Origin of the sequence: Comamonas guangdongensis (genome assembly GCF_041079535.1) — a bacterium.
Lineage (GTDB): Bacteria > Pseudomonadota > Gammaproteobacteria > Burkholderiales > Burkholderiaceae_C > Comamonas > Comamonas guangdongensis.
This window is the reverse complement of record NZ_JBFYGN010000029.1, coordinates 12,520-26,666: the sequence shown is the minus strand read 5'-3', so window position 1 is coordinate 26,666 and position 14,147 is coordinate 12,520. Positions and strand designations below refer to the sequence as shown.

At 64.9% G+C, this 14,147-nt stretch carries 16 protein-coding genes; 10 read left to right on the top strand and 6 right to left on the bottom strand.

What is annotated here, in order from left to right; translation table 11 throughout:
• Window positions 1-48 precede the first annotated feature (48 nt).
• Window positions 49-1,350: a DEAD/DEAH box helicase gene (locus AB6724_RS19130; protein WP_369340126.1), complete on the top strand. Its 1,302-nt coding sequence runs from the start codon at window positions 49-51 to the stop codon at window positions 1,348-1,350.
• Between the two features lie 77 nt (window positions 1,351-1,427).
• On the top strand, window positions 1,428-1,880 hold the full coding sequence (locus tag AB6724_RS19125; RefSeq protein ID WP_369340125.1) for a helix-turn-helix domain-containing protein: 453 nt from the start codon (window positions 1,428-1,430) through the stop codon (window positions 1,878-1,880).
• 19 nt (window positions 1,881-1,899) lie between these two features.
• Here the strand turns inward: AB6724_RS19125 and AB6724_RS19120 are convergent, their stop codons facing one another.
• Window positions 1,900-2,931 carry a GlxA family transcriptional regulator gene (locus AB6724_RS19120; RefSeq protein ID WP_369340124.1) on the bottom strand — a complete coding sequence of 344 codons (1,032 nt, stop codon included), beginning with the start codon at window positions 2,929-2,931 and terminating at the stop codon, window positions 1,900-1,902.
• 65 nt (window positions 2,932-2,996) lie between these two features.
• On the opposite strand from AB6724_RS19120, the gene AB6724_RS19115 reads away from it, so the two are divergent.
• Genes AB6724_RS19115 through AB6724_RS19105 form a run of 3 tightly spaced genes read left to right on the top strand, consistent with a single transcriptional unit; the run spans window position 2,997 to window position 6,071 of the window.
• On the top strand, window positions 2,997-4,091 hold the full coding sequence (locus tag AB6724_RS19115) for a LysR family transcriptional regulator (protein WP_369340123.1): 1,095 nt from the start codon (window positions 2,997-2,999) through the stop codon (window positions 4,089-4,091).
• Window positions 3,982-4,968 (top strand): PDR/VanB family oxidoreductase, encoded by a 987-nt coding sequence (locus AB6724_RS19110; protein ID WP_369340122.1) that lies wholly within the window; start codon window positions 3,982-3,984, stop codon window positions 4,966-4,968. Before AB6724_RS19115 ends, AB6724_RS19110 begins: the two co-directional genes overlap by 110 nt.
• Window positions 4,969-5,000: 32 nt before the next feature.
• Complete coding sequence (locus tag AB6724_RS19105; protein ID WP_369340121.1) at window positions 5,001-6,071, top strand: aromatic ring-hydroxylating dioxygenase subunit alpha; 1,071 nt, start codon at window positions 5,001-5,003, stop codon at window positions 6,069-6,071.
• Here AB6724_RS19105 and AB6724_RS19100 read toward each other — a convergent pair.
• Window positions 6,053-6,337 (bottom strand): hypothetical protein, encoded by a 285-nt coding sequence (locus tag AB6724_RS19100; RefSeq protein WP_369340120.1) that lies wholly within the window; start codon window positions 6,335-6,337, stop codon window positions 6,053-6,055. The genes AB6724_RS19105 and AB6724_RS19100 overlap by 19 nt on opposite strands.
• On the opposite strand from AB6724_RS19100, the gene AB6724_RS19095 reads away from it, so the two are divergent.
• The 3 genes from AB6724_RS19095 (at window position 6,336) to fghA (ending at window position 9,533) form a co-directional block, all read left to right on the top strand.
• Window positions 6,336-7,103: a xylose isomerase gene (locus AB6724_RS19095; RefSeq protein WP_369340119.1), complete on the top strand. Its 768-nt coding sequence runs from the start codon at window positions 6,336-6,338 to the stop codon at window positions 7,101-7,103. The two genes, AB6724_RS19100 and AB6724_RS19095, sit on opposite strands and share 2 nt — an antisense overlap.
• 165 nt (window positions 7,104-7,268) lie before the next feature.
• The gene (locus AB6724_RS19090) at window positions 7,269-8,390 is read left to right on the top strand and encodes an S-(hydroxymethyl)glutathione dehydrogenase/class III alcohol dehydrogenase (protein WP_369340118.1); all 1,122 of its coding nucleotides are present in this window, start codon (window positions 7,269-7,271) and stop codon (window positions 8,388-8,390) included.
• Window positions 8,391-8,681: 291 nt separating this feature from the next.
• Window positions 8,682-9,533: an S-formylglutathione hydrolase gene (gene fghA, locus AB6724_RS19085; protein WP_369340117.1), complete on the top strand. Its 852-nt coding sequence runs from the start codon at window positions 8,682-8,684 to the stop codon at window positions 9,531-9,533.
• 86 nt (window positions 9,534-9,619) lie between these two features.
• Here fghA and AB6724_RS19080 read toward each other — a convergent pair whose 3' ends face one another.
• On the bottom strand, window positions 9,620-10,141 hold the full coding sequence (locus AB6724_RS19080) for a hypothetical protein (RefSeq protein WP_369340116.1): 522 nt from the start codon (window positions 10,139-10,141) through the stop codon (window positions 9,620-9,622).
• 34 nt (window positions 10,142-10,175) lie between these two features.
• Window positions 10,176-10,649, bottom strand: a complete 474-nt coding sequence (locus tag AB6724_RS19075; RefSeq protein WP_369340115.1) for a DUF6882 domain-containing protein — start codon at window positions 10,647-10,649, stop codon at window positions 10,176-10,178.
• Window positions 10,650-10,896: 247 nt separating this feature from the next.
• On the opposite strand from AB6724_RS19075, the gene AB6724_RS19070 reads away from it, so the two are divergent.
• Both AB6724_RS19070 and AB6724_RS19065 read left to right on the top strand, forming a co-directional pair.
• A complete protein-coding gene (locus AB6724_RS19070) occupies window positions 10,897-11,382 on the top strand; it encodes a SixA phosphatase family protein (protein WP_369340114.1) in 486 nt (161 codons plus the stop codon).
• A gap of 97 nt (window positions 11,383-11,479) precedes the next feature.
• Complete coding sequence (locus AB6724_RS19065) at window positions 11,480-11,728, top strand: DUF6868 family protein (protein ID WP_369340113.1); 249 nt, start codon at window positions 11,480-11,482, stop codon at window positions 11,726-11,728.
• Window positions 11,729-11,788: 60 nt separating this feature from the next.
• Here AB6724_RS19065 and AB6724_RS19060 read toward each other — a convergent pair whose 3' ends face one another.
• A complete protein-coding gene (locus tag AB6724_RS19060) occupies window positions 11,789-12,088 on the bottom strand; it encodes a putative quinol monooxygenase (protein WP_369340112.1) in 300 nt (99 codons plus the stop codon).
• A complete protein-coding gene (locus tag AB6724_RS19055) occupies window positions 12,079-13,755 on the bottom strand; it encodes a methyl-accepting chemotaxis protein (protein ID WP_369340111.1) in 1,677 nt (558 codons plus the stop codon). Before AB6724_RS19055 ends, AB6724_RS19060 begins: the two co-directional genes overlap by 10 nt.
• Between the last annotated feature and the right edge of the window lie 392 nt (window positions 13,756-14,147).

The following is a 14,147-nucleotide window of genomic DNA, read 5'->3' as shown; positions in this document are numbered from 1 at the left end:
GCTTTCGCCGACAATGCGCGGTTGCCCCGCGCCCAACTGCTGCACCCTATGTCCTTCGATTCCCTGGGCCTGTCTCCGACGCTGGCCACCTCCGCCCTAGACCTGGGCCTTGCCGACCCCACGCCGATTCAGACCCAGGCCATTCCCGCCGTGCTGGCCGGGCGCGACCTCTGGGCCTGCGCCCCCACGGGCTCGGGCAAGACCCTGGCCTATCTGCTGCCGCTGCTGCAGCGCTGGCTGGCCCCATCCGCCAAGCGCGCCCACACGGGCTTTGTGCGCCCGCTGACCACCCTCATCCTCGTGCCCACGCGCGAGCTGGCCCTGCAGGTGCACGAGAGTCTGAGCGACCTCGGCCGCACCCTGCGCGATCAGCCGCGCAGCCGCGTGGTCTACGGCGGCGTGTCCATCAACCCGCAGATGATGCAGCTGCGCGGCAGCGCCGACTTTCTCGTGGCCACGCCGGGCCGGCTGCTCGATCTGGTGGAGCACAACGCCGTGCGGCTCAATACCGTGCAGCAGCTGGTGCTGGATGAGGCCGACCGCCTGCTGGACCAGGGCTTTGCCGAAGAGCTGAACCGCGTGCTGGCCCTGCTGCCCTCCAGGCGCCAGACCCTGCTGTTCTCGGCCACTTTTCCGCAGAATGTGGAAGCGCTGGCCGGTAGGCTGCTGCAGGATCCGGTGCGCGTGCAGGTGGATGCGGACCGGGACGCCGAACACTCGGCCAGCCCCGAAAACATCAGCCAGCGCGCGATTGCCGTGGACGGCACGCGCCGCACCCAGCTGCTGCGCCAGCTGGTCAAGGATGGCGAAGCCCAGCCCGGATGGGAGCGCGCCCTGGTCTTTGTGGCCAAGCGCCACACGGCCGAGATGCTGGCCGACAAGCTCTACAAGGCCGGCATCTATGCCACCACCTTCCATGGCGACATGAGCCAGGGCGCGCGCAAGGAGGTGCTGGATCAGTTCAAGGCCAAGCGCTGGCAGCTGCTGATCACCACCGACCTGGCCGCTCGCGGCATCGACATCGCCCAGCTGCCCGCGGTCATCAACTACGACCTGCCGCGCTCGCCCGCCGACTATATTCACCGTATCGGTCGCACCGGCCGTGCCGGTCATGCGGGTGTTGCCATCACCTTCGTCACGCCAGCCGACAGCGCGCACTGGCAGCTGATCTGCAAGCGCAACCAGCTCGATATCACGCTGGAGCAGATTGCCGGCTTCGAGCCCACCGAGGCCCCGCCGCCGCCGCCCGTCGCGCAAGACGGCAACGGTGGCATCAAGGGCCGCCGGCCCAGCAAAAAGGACAAGCTGCGCGCCGCCGGACTGTTGCCGTCCAAGCCCGCTCAGGGCTGAGGCCGCCGCACCTGCCTGGAGCAGCCTGGACGCCCCAGTTGCTCTGGCACGCCTCAAAACCTGCCTACCATTGGCATATGCCTCGCCAGAACACCAGTCCCGCAGATTTTCCGCCAGCCATCCTCGCGCAGATCGAGCAGCTTGCCTGCAGCATCGTGGCCCAGCGCAAACGCCTTGGTGAGACCCAGGCACAGTGGGCCGCCAAGCTCGGCATTTCGCAGCCCACCATGGCGCGCATAGAGCGCGGCGACCCGGCCGTGGCCATGGCAACCTATGTCTCCTGCCTGTGGCAGCTCAATCCTGCGCTGGATCTGACCCGGTTGCTGGCGCCGGCCCCGCAAGCTGCAGCCGCTTCCAGTTCGATAGCCGTCAACGCTGACGGAGAAAGGGCCAGAAGCCCGAAAAGCCCCAAGTCCCAACCCGACCTAGGCATCAAGACCTCGGCCACCGCAGAGCAGCAGGCGCAGATCGAGCGCAATTTCGCGGCCGCCAAGGCAGCGCTGGATTTCTTTAAAAGTCCGCTGTTCTAATCCGTCTGCCGGCCGCAACTCAGTCCCCGAACCGCTCGCGATAGGCCACCGGGGTAATGCCCAGCTTTCTGACGAACAGGTGGCGCAGCGCCTGTTCCGAGCCCAGGCCCACATGGGCGGCCACGGTCTTGAGCGGCCACCGGCTCTGGTTTTCCAGCAGCTGCTTGGCAGCCTCGAGGCGTGCGTTCTCCATGAAGGCCGAGGGGCTCTGCCCGGTTTCCTGCTGGAATATGCGCCGGAAGTGTCGCTCGCTCATGGCCGCCTGCTCGGCCATCTGCGCCAGCGTCACAGGTTCGGCCAGGCGGGCCAGCACCCATTGCTGCACCGCCTGCACGCCGCTGTGCCGCGTGGACTGGGCCGCCAACGGTACGCTGAATTGCGACTGGCCGCCGGGCCGCTTGAGGTACATGACCAGGTCGCGCGCCACCTCCAGCGCCAGCGCATGGCCGAAGTCCTGCTCCACCACGGCCAGCGCCAGATCGATGCCGGCCGTCACGCCGGCCGAGGTCCATAGCTGGCGGACTCCGGTACCGCCATCGCCGTCCTGTATCTCGTCGCGCACATAGATGGCATCGGCGTCCACCTGCACACGCGGATAGCGCTGGGCCAGCGCACCCGCCACGCTCCAGTGCGTGGCCGCACGGCGGCCGTCGAGCAGGCCGGCCTCGGCCAGGAAAAAGCTGCCCGAGCACAGCGCGATCAGCCTTGCCACCTGGGGCGCCACGGCCTGCAGCCACTGCACCAGCCCGGACGAGGCATCCAGCACCTGCTCGATATGGCGCGAGCCGACCACGATCACCGTGCAGCCCGTGCCCTGCTCGCGCAGCTCGGCCAGCGATTGCGTGGCCTCCAGCGCCATCAGCGTGTCCGACTTGACCAGCCCCTTCTGCGCGGCCGTGATGCGTACCTCATAGCCGTCCTGTTGCCCGCGTGCACGCAGGTGGACATTGGCATAGCCGAACACGGACATCGGGCCCACGGCCTCCAGCGACTTGAAGCCCGGGTAGACGATGAGATCGATCAGATGCGGCAGGGAGTGGCGGTGGTCCATCGGACAGACAAGAAAGCAGGCGAAGCGCCGACTATAAGTGCCGTCACGGCTCACAATAGGCCTCCATGCATATTCACGCCCGGGGCCTGCTCTATTTCGATGCCATCCGCCGCAACGGATCGATACGCGGCGCCGCGCGCCAGCTGTTCATCGATGCCTCGGCCGTCAACCGCCAATTGCTGCAGCTGGAGCAGGAGCTGGGCTTTGCCCTGTTCGAGCGCCTGAGCAGCGGTCTGCAGCTCACGCCGGCCGGAGAGCTGTTTGCCCGCCATGCCACCCGTGTGCTGCAGGATGCCGAATGGCTGGAGAACGAGCTGGACATGCTGCGCGGCCTGCAGCGCGGCAAGGTGCATGTGGTGGGTGTGGAAAGCCTGCACAGTGCGCTGCTGCCCGAGGTGATAGGCAGCATGCTGGAGCGCTACCCGGGCATCTCGCTGCAGGTCACTTCCGCCAGCTCCGGCCATATTGCCGAATATGTGGCCAACGGCCGCGCGGACGTGGGCATGGCTTTCGACATGCCCCAGCACGAGGATGTGGAGCACGCTGCCAGCGGGCGCTTTCGCCTGGGAGCGCTGGTCACCGCCAGCCATCCGCTGGCCCGCAAGCGCAGCGTGACGCTGGCGCAGTGCACGCCATGGCCCTTCATCCTCGGCACCGAAGACCTGCCCTCCTACGCCCTCATTCAGGACGAACTCAAGGCTCTGCCCGAGCCACCCAAGGCTGTGGTACGCGCCACCTCGGTCGAACTGATGAAGCGGCTCGCATCGGCCGGCCACGGCATCGCCCGCCGCGCAGTTCGTGCCGCTGGAGTCGGCACAGGGCGCGCCCATCCTGGGCACGCTGGGCATCCATGTGCGCAGCGGACGCAGCCTGCCGCCGGCCACGGCGGCCTTCGTCGAATGCGCAAGCCAGGTCATCCTGCGCCTGGCCGCGCAGGATGCGCGACCAAAGCGACGGTAAATTGGTCGCACAGAGTCGTTGCGTTTTCAGCCACAGACCCATGCAAATTCGGCCATTTTCAACAACGGCAACGGACCCTAGCATGGGCCCATGCCAACCTCTGCATCCCCCTCCTCCACGACCGGCACCCTGGTGCTGGAGCTGGCTTCGGCCGAAGCGCTGACGCCCGAAGTACGCCGCCTGCGCCTGTGCCGCCCTGACGGCCAGGCACTGCCGCCGTTCACCGCAGGCGCCCATATCCGCGTGCACCTGCCGGACGCTGGCGCGGAGCCCACGCGCTGCTATTCGCTGGTCAACAGCGACGGCGACGGTCTGGTCTATGAAATTGCCGTGAAGCTCGAAACCACGAGCCGTGGAGGCTCGCGCTTCATGCATCAGTTGGCGGTGGGCGAGCGCATCGAGGTCGAGCCGCCGAAAAACGACTTTGCACTGCACGACGTACCGCACGAGGCCCTGCTGATTGCCGGCGGCATAGGCATCACGCCCATTCTGTCCATGGCCCGGCAGCTGCAGGCGGCGGGCAGGCCCTATGCCCTGCACTACGGAGCCCGCAGCGAAGAGCTCATGCCCTACCGCATGGAGATTGAGGAACTGGCCGGCGCCAAGGCCCATCTGTATTTCGACGGCGGCGAGCTCTCGCGAGGCATGCAGCTGGCCAGCCTGCTGGGTGCACCTCAGGCCTCGCGCCATGTCTATGTCTGCGGTCCGCGCGCCTTGATCGACGCCACGCTGACCGAAGCCCAACAACTGGGATGGCCGCGCAGCCACATCCACTTCGAGCTGTTTTCGGCTCCCGCCGCCACGGCGGCAGACCGCAGCGTCACCGTCCATGTGGCGCGCAGCGGCCGCCAGCTCGATGTGCCAGCCGGAACCTCCATCCTCGACGCCCTGATCGCCGCGGGCTGCGATCCCCTGTTCGACTGCCGGCGCGGCGAATGCGGCATGTGCGCGGTACGCATGCTGGACGGCGAGGCCGAGCACCGCGACTACGCGCTATCCAACGAGGAGCACGCAGAAGGCATGGTCTACATCTGCGTCGCGCGCGCCTGCAGCCGGAGCATCACGCTCGACCTGTGAACCATCCCACCAAGAACCAGAAGGAGACCCCCATGAGTAGCTTTGTCAAAAACGCCTGGTATGTGGCCGCGTGGAGCCGCGAGATCGGCCGCCGGCTGACCGCGCGCACCATCCTCGGCGAGAACCTGGTGTTCTGGCGCCGCCAGGACGGCACGCCGGCCGTGCTCGTCGACCGCTGCCCGCACAAGCTGGCGCCGCTGTCCATAGGCACGCTGGTCGGCGACGACCTGCAGTGCGGCTACCACGGCATGACCTTCAGCGGCAGCGGCCAGTGCGTGCGCATTCCCGGCCAGGCCGCGATTCCGCCTTCGGCCTGCGCGCAGTCCTTCCCGCTGGTCGAGCGCTACGGCGCCGTCTGGATCTGGATGGGCGACCCGGCCCTGGCCGATGCGCAGCACATCGTGGTGGTACGCCACTACGGCGAACCCGGCTGGGCGCTGGTGGACGGGCAGTACCTGCACTTTGATTGCAACGACCTCAACATCACCAACAACCTGGTCGATCCCGCGCACACCACCTATGTGCACAGGAACACCATCGGCAACGCGGCGGCCGAGGACGTGAGCGTGAAGGTGGAACAAGGCGAGAACCACGTGCTGGCCTACCGCTGGGTGAACGACTCCGAGCCCGTGCCGCTGGTCAAGGCCATGGGCAATTTCGCAGGGCCGGTGGACCGCTGGCAGTACTACTACCTCCATCTGCCCTCGGTGTCCTGCGTCGATTTCGGCAGCATCGCCACGGGCCGCGAGCACAGCGAGCAGGAAATGGACGCGGGCCTGCGCTCGTTCTCGTACAACTTCCTCACGCCCGAGACCGAGACCACGACCCACTATTTCTGGCTGCACCTGCGCAACTACCACGCGGACAGCGCCGAGGCCAGCACCCAGGTCGCACGGCTGATGACGGACACCTTCCTCGCGGACGCCGCCATCCTGGCCCTGGTTCAGCGCGAGCAGGAGCGCACCGGCGTGCGCGAGTTCGTGCGCCTGGGCATAGACAACGCGCCCGCCCGCATCCGCAGGCTGATCGCACGCCTGCAGGAAGCCGAGCAAGCCGCCGCAACGGCTGCATCGCCCGCTGCCAGTCAGACCGCCGTCGCCTGATTTTTCACCCTCACTACAGCAAGCTTGATTTTTCCCTGGGCTGCAACGGCCGCGGCATACGCCATTGCGAAACATTGCCGCTCGAAGAGCAATTCAAGATGCTGCGCGACAGCCAGGTCTTCGACCATTTCGACCGCATGCCCCAGCCGGGCGAAGAGCGCGAATACATAAGGCTGGCCTACAAATACGGTATGCCGCTGCGCACCGGCCTGTGGTCGTACACGGCGGGGCGCGACGAGGCCGCACTCGAAAAAAAACCTGCGCATGTGCAAGGAAGCCGGCGCCGAGTTTCACAACCTCATGCTGTACACGCGCCATGCAGCGGGCCATGTGGTGAGCGATGACGACATCGTGGCCTTCTACCTGCACGCCTGGGAGCTGGGCCAGCGCATAGGCATAGAGATTGGCATGGAGAACCACATCTACATGTGGAGCGAAGACCCGCGCCGCATCACGCCGATTGCGCAGCGCGTGCGTGCGCAGGGCCTGCCCTTCCAGTACGTGCTGGACCACAGCCATGTGCTGCTCAAGCTGGACAACCCCGAGGAGCAGGATGTGGTCGGCATGCGTGCGCAGGTCGAGTCTGGCGAAGTCGTCATCGACCCTTACGAAAGCGGCAACCTTATCGACGACTGGATAGCCCAGAACATGGTGCACTGGCTGCAGATACGCCCGGTCTCGCCCAACGGGCCGCGCAACATCTGGCAGCTCACGGACAACGGCCACTACGGCCGCGCCTGCCAGTATCCGTTCACACGCCCGACCCCGGGCCAATGGCATGCCACCTGGACGGCCTGGCGCGTCGAGCCCTGCAAGGAGATCGTGCGGCGCGCGCTGCGCCACCACTACAGCACGCCAGCCAGCCCGCTGCGCTACATCACCACCGACATGATAGACATGCCCGACTACGGCGGCGGCACCAAATACTCGCTGTTCGAGCAGAACGTGGCCATTGCCCGGTGGTTCCGGGAAACCGCGGCGCAGATCCGTGCGCAGCATCAGCCCCTGAGCAGCGACATAGCCAGGAGCTGAAGCACAGGCAATGGCCGAAGCACTCAATTACATCGATATTCGGCCAAAGCCCTTAGGGCGGCGGCCATGCCTGCCCACTTCGCCGCCCGCCTGGCCTACATTCATGGTTTCGCAAAGCGAAGGCCAGGCCTCGCTCCCCTCTTCCAGAAATCCAGAAAGACCCACATGAAATCTCGCGCCGCCGTGGCCTTCAAGGCCGGAGAACCCCTGCAGATCGTCGAGATCGACGTGGCCCCGCCGCAAAAGGGCGAAGTGCTGATCAAGATCACCCATACCGGCGTCTGCCATACCGACGCCTTCACCCTGAGCGGCGACGACCCCGAAGGCATCTTCCCCGCCGTGCTCGGCCATGAGGGCGCGGGCATCGTCGTCGAGGTCGGCGAAGGCGTGACCAGCGTCAAACCCGGCGACCATGTGATCCCGCTGTACACGGCCGAATGCGGCGAGTGCCTGTTCTGCAAGAGCGGCAAGACCAATCTGTGCGTGGCCGTGCGCGCCACCCAGGGCAAGGGCGTGATGCCCGATGGCACGACGCGCTTCTCGTACAACGGCCAGCCCATCTACCACTACATGGGCTGCTCCACCTTCAGCGAGTACACCGTGGTGGCCGAAGTCTCGCTGGCCAAGATCAGCCCCGATGCCAACCCCGAGCAGGTCTGCCTCCTCGGCTGCGGCGTGACCACGGGCCTGGGTGCCGTCAAGAACACCGCCAAGGTGCAGGAAGGCGACACGGTCGCCGTGTTCGGCCTGGGCGGCATCGGCCTGGCCGTGATCCAGGGCGCCAAGCTGGCCAAGGCCGGCCGCATCATCGCCGTCGACACCAACCCCGGCAAGTTCGACCTGGCCAAGACCTTCGGCGCCACCGACTGCGTCAACCCCAAGGACTTCGACAAGCCCATCCAGCAGGTCATCGTGGAGATGACGGGCTGGGGCGTGGACCACAGCTTCGAGTGCATAGGCAATGTCAACGTCATGCGCGCCGCGCTGGAATGCGCACACCGCGGCTGGGGCCAGAGCGTGATCATCGGCGTGGCCGGCGCGGGCCAGGAAATCTCCACCCGCCCCTTCCAGCTCGTCACCGGCCGCAAGTGGCTGGGCACGGCCTTCGGCGGCGTCAAGGGCCGCAGCGAGCTACCCGGCATGGTGGAAGACGCGATGAGCGGCAAGATCCAGCTCGAGCCCTTCGTGACCCACACCATGGGCCTGGCCAAGATCAACGAAGCCTTTGACCTGATGCATGAAGGCAAGTCGATTCGCAGCGTTGTTAACTACGCTGACGCTTCGTAACACCCTGAGGCGCTTCGCCTAGGCGGCCCCGCGCCTTCCCCCTGGCCGGGCGCCCCTCTCTCTACGCGCTGCGCGCTACGGGAGGGGGACGACACCCTCGCTGCGGGGCGGCGGGGCCGCCTAGGCCCTTGCTCGGTGTCTCTTTGGTAGAGTTGCGCCAGTTTTAGCGCTCCGCCCTGCACTCTTAATTTCTGAGCTGCTTACGCATGCTTGGATTAGATTTCATAGATAAAAATGCTGCAAACGCTTGATGGACAAGCGCTAGCAGCTTTTCTTTTAGGAGTATCCACCATGGAACTCAAGAACGCCCACGCCTGCTTTGGCGGCGCACAGCGCTACTACGAGCATTTCTCCAGCGAAATCGGCCTGGCCATGAAGTTCTCGGTCTATCTGCCGCCCAAGGCCGTGGCCGGAGAGAAGGTGCCGGCCCTGCTCTATCTGGCGGGCCTGACCTGCACCGAAGAAACCTTCATGATCAAGGCCGGCGCCCAGCGCCTAGCGGCCGAGCTGGGCATTGCCCTGATCTGCCCCGACACCAGCCCGCGCGGCGCGGGCCTGGCCGGCGAGGCCGATGCCTGGGACTTCGGCGTGGGCGCGGGCTTCTACCTCGACGCCACGGCCAAGCCCTGGGCCCTGCACTGGCGCATGGAAAGCTACATCCTGAACGACCTGCTGCAGCTGATCGGCGCCAAGCTGCCCGTGGATCTGCAGCGCCTCGGCATCTTCGGCCACAGCATGGGCGGCCATGGCGCGCTCACGCTGGCGCTGCGCCACCCCGGCAAATTCAAGAGCGTCTCGGCCTTCGCGCCTATCGCCAATCCCGTCAACTGCCCCTGGGGCCAGAAGGCCTTTGCCGGTTATATGGGCGATGACCGCAGCACCTGGGCCGCCCATGATGCGAGCGAACTGATGGCCGCGCAAAAGCAGGCGCCCTATCCCGCCGGCATCCTCATCGACCAGGGCCTGGCCGACAAATTCCTGATCGAGAAGCAGCTGCTGCCCGAGGCCTTCGAGGCCGCCTGCGCCAAGGTCGGCCAGCCTCTGAGCCTGCGCCGCCATGCGGGCTACGACCACGGCTACTACTTCATCCAGAGCTTTATCGACGACCATCTGCGCCACCATGCGCAGCAGTTGCGGGACTGACGCTACAGCCTGCGCAAAGCCCGGCCATCCTCAAAAAATCCGCGAAAACGGATTGTTTGAGGGAAGCAACTGGCTTGAACAAGGTGTCAGGAGCCGGCCATCCAGCTGAACCAGCGCAGCGTCGGCATCTCGCTCGTGTCTTCGGGATCGTCCACTTCAAATCCCAGCTCGACGCCGCCGGATGTCGTGAGCACGCGCGCATAGGGCAGCAGGCCGGGGCGGCATTCCGGCTGCACCGACAGTCCGCGCGCCCGGGCATGCGCCAGGAAATCGCTCATGGCTCTTCCGCGGCGCAGCAGGGCCGCGTCCGAGAACCGTATCTGCAGCCCTCCGGACGGGGCGCCGGAGACAAACGCGTCGCAGAATATGCAGTACAGCGTCTTTCCCGAATCGAAGTGGAACTCCAAGGTTCCATAGCAGGCGATGACCGGGAAACACTCCGGGCTCTCCACCTCATAGGGAATGCCGTCGCGGGTTTCGACGCAGTCCGGCCGGCCAAAGATGGCCGTCAGCGCCGCCAGGGAAAGATTGCGGCAAGGCGCAAAACTTCCCAGATGGCCGGTCTTCAAGAACTCAAAAAGCGAAATCCGCTGTTTTTTTCTCTTCACGGGTTTGGGTATGGATTCGTAACAGCCCGGCTGCTCAGCCCTCTGCGCTTTTCCTCTGCAGCTGTATCGTGCCGAAGGTCATGAACACCAGGGTGCTGCCCGCCGGTCCGCGGTAGACGCCATTGGCCGTGGCCAGCCGGCTGGCCACGGCGGCGAAGCTCCAGGCCTGGTCTTCGGAGCAGAGCACCTTGCGCGCGGTGAACGCCTCCGCGCCCTGCTGCTCGCCCCATTCGCGGGCCATATGTGCATGGGCGCTCAAGGGCTCCGGTACCGAAGGATGGTCCCAGCCCCAGAGAAAGCTGCCGTCGGCCAGGTTGTAGGTTCCCACCACCTGGATCGGCGCCGTGGCCGTGATGCAGTCGGCAAAGTGGAAGGCAATCGTGCCAGCATCCAGGTCGGCAGACCAGTCGGCCTCTTCGCCCAGATGCCAGGAAGCGGCATGGGCTGCGGTTTGCTGAGCCAGCCCTTCGCGGGCGGCGTGGATGAAGGTCTCTATGGTGTTGCTCATGGCAACCGAGCATAAGCCACGCAGAACGCCGCCACTGGCTGCAGCTCACGCTGCCTGCACGCGTACTGCGGCATCCACAGCAGGCATAGCTACGGCAGCTATAGGCCGCGCCCTACATCGCTCCAGGGATTCCGAATCACCTGCTTTCCGGAGACAGAGCGACACCATATCCGCGCCGCAGCGCCACACAATGGAGGCAACCGGGTCGGCAGCGCCTTGCCGCACGGAGTCTGGACGGAGGTGGTTCATGAAAACCCTGTTTCTGGTGCGGCATGCCAAAGCCGGCCGCGACGATCCGGCTCTGCCCGACCGCGAGCGCCCCCTGGACGAACGCGGGTGCGAGGATGCGCCGCTGATGGGCCGACGGCTGGCCCGGCACCATGTGCAACCCGATCTCATCATCTCCAGCCCCGCGGTCCGCGCGCTGAGCACGGCCCAGGCCTTCGCGCATGCGCTCGGCTACGCACCTCAGCGCATCGCCATAGAAACGCGGCTTTATGCCAGCACGGCCGAGACGCTGCTGGCGGTGGTGCGATCGCTGGACAAGAAGCTAGGCTGCGTGATGCTGTTCAGCCACAACCCCCAGATTTCCGAACTCGCGCAGCATCTGGCGGGCGAGGTCGCGTATCTGAGCACCTGCGCCGTGGTCGAACTCCGCTACGACATGAAGTCATGGAGCGACATCGGCGTCATTGCGCCCTCCAAGGTCAAGCTGGACGGGCCCAAGCTGTAGCGCTCTGCCGGCTATTCCCCGGAGGGCAACAGTCTGATCGCCCGTGGACCGGTTTCCGCGGTATACATTGCATTAGCCGCCACCAAAGGAGGCTGCTATGACTCTCGACTTCTTGCGCCGCGCGCTGCTGGTATCGCTGCTGTTCAACTACGCCGTCCTGATCGCCTGGTTCCTGGCTTTCAGCTGCGCCAGAAGCTGGATGCGCAGCCTGCACGGCCGCTGGTTCAGACTCTCGGACTCCGACTTCGACGCCATGCACTATGGCGGCATGACGCTCTACAAGGTCGGCATTCTGCTGTTCAACCTGGCGCCGCTGGTCGCGCTTTGGCTTCTGCGCGGCAGCTAGGAATACGCTCGGACCTTTAAGGCAGGATCCCGCCGCCGGGCCAAGGCCGGTCCTGCTGCATCAGGTCTTGCGCGGCGCGCCCACCTCGTAGACGCGCAGATCGCGCTCGCCTATGCCCAGGCCCGGCCAGGCCGCACGCCAGTCGGCGATATGGCGGGAGGCGAAATGCGCGTCGAGCGCAGCCTGGTCCAGCCACAGCTCCTTCACGTGGATCAGGCCCGGCACCAGCACATCCTCGGCATAGCCGTATTCCAGGCAGCCCGGCTCGGCGCGCGAGGCTTCGACCATGGCCCGCATGGCAGGTCTGGCGCGCTCCAGGTTTTCGGCAGGCAGGCGAACGGTTCCGACGATCAGCAGCATAGGTTGGCCAGTTTGCCAGAACCCGCCACTTCGCGGGAAAGTTCTGCCTCTTTCGCCATGTTCTTCGCTCTCTTCATGTCGGCATGGGCGGCCGGTTCCGCCGCGGCCACTTGGCCCTGTTGCTCCTGATCGGACAACTTGAACACCGCCACGGCTCCCACCAGGGATTGCGCCTGATTGTTCAGGCTGGTAGCCGCGGCAGCCATTTCCTCCACCAGGGCGGCATTTTGCTGCGTAGCCTGGTCCATCTGCGTAACAGCCTCGCCAATCTGAGATACACCCGAGCTTTGCTCATGGCTGGCGGCGCTGATCTCGCCCATGATGTCGGTCACGCGGCGAATAGCCGTGACCACCCCGGTCATCGTACTGCCCGCCTGATCCGCAAGGCGAGAACCCTGGGCCACTCGCTCTACGCTGGTGCTGATGAGCTGCTTGATTTCCTTGGCTGCATCGGCGCTGCGCTGAGCCAGGGCTCGCACTTCGCTGGCCACCACGGCAAACCCACGGCCTTGCTCACCAGCACGAGCCGCTTCGACGGCGGCGTTCAAGGCCAAGATATTGGTCTGAAAGGCAATACCGTCGATCACACCGATGATGTCGGCAATCTTGTGGCTGCTTTCATCAATGCTCTTCATGGTCGCGACCACTTCGGCAACGACCTCACCACCCTGGGTTGCGACCGTGGAAGCATTCATTGCCATCTGATTGGCTTGCCGAGCGTTATCTGCGTTGTGGCTGACCGTTGAACTCAGCTCTTCCATGGAGGCCGCTGTCTGCTCCAGCGCGCTGGCCTGCTCTTCCGTGCGCCCCGACAAGTCGTGATTGCCGGCGGCAATCTGGGCGCTGGCCGAAGCAACCCCCTGCGCATTGCTTCGCACCACCGTCACCGTCCTCACCAGGCTTTGCTGCATGCGTTGAAGCGCATTGAGCAGCTGCCCCATCTCATCCTTGGATCCCGCAGCGATTTCTCCGCTCAGGTCTCCGTCCGCCACACGATCCGCCACCGCCACGGCTTGGGTGAGTGGACGCGTGATGGATCGGATGATGGCCCAAGCCAGAAAAACTGCCAGGACTGTGACAACAGCGCCGGTGATCAGTACTCCCCACAGCAGCTCACGGGCGGCAGCATCGGCCTTCTGCGCGGCTTTTTCAGAACTCTCGGTTTGATGATTCAGCAGTTCACGAATGACTCGCTGGTATTCGCGCTGTACCGGGCGCAACTGGGCTTCAAGCATTGCCCGCGCTTCCTCGCTCTGATCACGGTCAACCAGGACGAGAAACTCATCGCCGAGCTTCAGATAGCTGGCACGCTGCTGTTGCAAACGCTCAAGCAGTGCCTTGGCTCGCTCAGAGCGCGCCATGCTGTTCACGATATCAAGCTGGGCCGCAATATCCGTTCTTGTCTTCTGAATTTCTGCCCGTGCGAACTGCTGAATGTTCTGCGAGGGAAACAAGGCCAGGTTGCGAAACTGGATGGCCTGCTCGTTGATGCCATCTTTGGTGGCATTCAAAGCCTGAACCAGAGGAACCTGCCTCTGAGTGATCTCCTCGAGCGTTGAGCGCTGCACAGAAGATCCAACCAATGCCACGCCACCCAAGATGGCAAGAAGTACGACCATCACCGCAAATGAGATGACAAGCCGGGTCGAGATTTTGAAGCGATCCATTCTGTATGCCCTTACTGGTAACCAATTCACCATGCTTGCTTCGCATGGTTGTGTAACTATTTTTTACAAAGTTTACATTTCAGACATATTCACTCATCGAATAGGGACTTGCCTCGCATCACCAGACATTGGGTGATGGTGAAGATGTGGAGTGGCTTATCCCAAGAGATGGGCATCAGCGCAGACACCGAGCACAGCCACAGACAGCAAGCATCGCCGCTGACGCCGGACAGGCCCGCAGCCGCCGGGATGGCGGCCAGGAAAAGCACAGGGAAGGCACAAGTACCAGGATGTAGTCGCCGTTAGCGGGCATCGTTGATGCGCCCTGTGACCGGCATCACGCCCGGCGAAGCCCGGGACTGCAGCGCCCATCCGGATGGCATAGCTTCCAG